Raw genomic sequence first — 751 nt, 5'->3', positions numbered from 1 at the left:
CCCTCAGAGACGATGAGGTAGATAGGTCATGGGTGGAAGCACGGCGACGTGTGGAGCTGAATGATACTAATCGGTCGAGGCTTTGATCTAGAAATGGTTTGTATTGATGAATCTTCAGTTTTGAGAGAGTAATCTTTCAAAAAAAAGTTTGACATTATGTAAAGATAATGTTAATCTCATATATGTCTGGTGGCGATAGCGAAGCGGCCACACCCGTTCCCATGCCGAACACGGAAGTTAAGCGCTTCAGCGCCGAAAGTAGTTGGGGGTCTCCCCCTGTGAGGATAGGACGTTGCCAGGCATACATATCGGAGGATTAGCTCAGCTGGGAGAGCACCTGCCTTACAAGCAGGGGGTCGGCGGTTCGATCCCGTCATCCTCCACCATTTACACCTGCCGGTGTAGCTCAGTTGGTAGAGCATCTGACTTGTAATCAGAGGGTCGAGGGTTCAAATCCTTTCGCCGGCACCATTTTTTAAAAAAGTCTACCGCACTAATTATACCTTGCCGGGGTGGCGGAATTGGTAGACGCACAGGACTTAAAATCCTGCGAGGGTTTCCTCGTGCCGGTTCAAGTCCGGCCCTCGGTACCATCTATATATCCCATTGGGAATCATTCGTCTCGCACCCTTAGCTCAGCTGGATAGAGCGTTAGACTACGAATCTAAAGGCCGGGAGTTCGAATCTCTCAGGGTGCACCATTTATAACGGGAAGTAGCTCAGCTTGGTAGAGCACTTGGTTTGGGACCAA

At 49.7% G+C, this 751-nt stretch carries 4 tRNA genes and 2 rRNA genes; all 6 read left to right on the top strand.

From position 1 onward, the window contains the following. Positions 1–90: ribosomal RNA gene (locus EVJ28_RS13955) — 23S ribosomal RNA — on the top strand; the annotation flags it as partial. Positions 91–185: 95 nt separating this feature from the next. Beyond that, a 5S ribosomal RNA gene (rrf, locus tag EVJ28_RS13950) occupies positions 186–301 on the top strand. Positions 302–310: 9 nt separating this feature from the next. Beyond that, positions 311–386: transfer RNA gene (locus EVJ28_RS13945), tRNA-Val, on the top strand. Between the two features lie 9 nt (positions 387–395). Next, positions 396–471: transfer RNA gene (locus EVJ28_RS13940), tRNA-Thr, on the top strand. 35 nt (positions 472–506) lie between these two features. Beyond that, positions 507–593 (top strand) — tRNA-Leu (locus tag EVJ28_RS13935). Positions 594–624: 31 nt separating this feature from the next. Beyond that, positions 625–701, top strand: a tRNA-Arg gene (locus EVJ28_RS13930). The last annotated feature ends 50 nt before the right edge of the window (positions 702–751 follow it).

Origin of the sequence: Exiguobacterium sp. SH3S3, from assembly GCF_004337115.1 — a bacterium.
In the GTDB taxonomy this organism is placed as follows: Bacteria; Bacillota; Bacilli; order Exiguobacteriales; family Exiguobacteriaceae; genus Exiguobacterium; species Exiguobacterium aurantiacum_A.
This window is presented reverse-complemented; position numbering and strand designations above follow the sequence as displayed.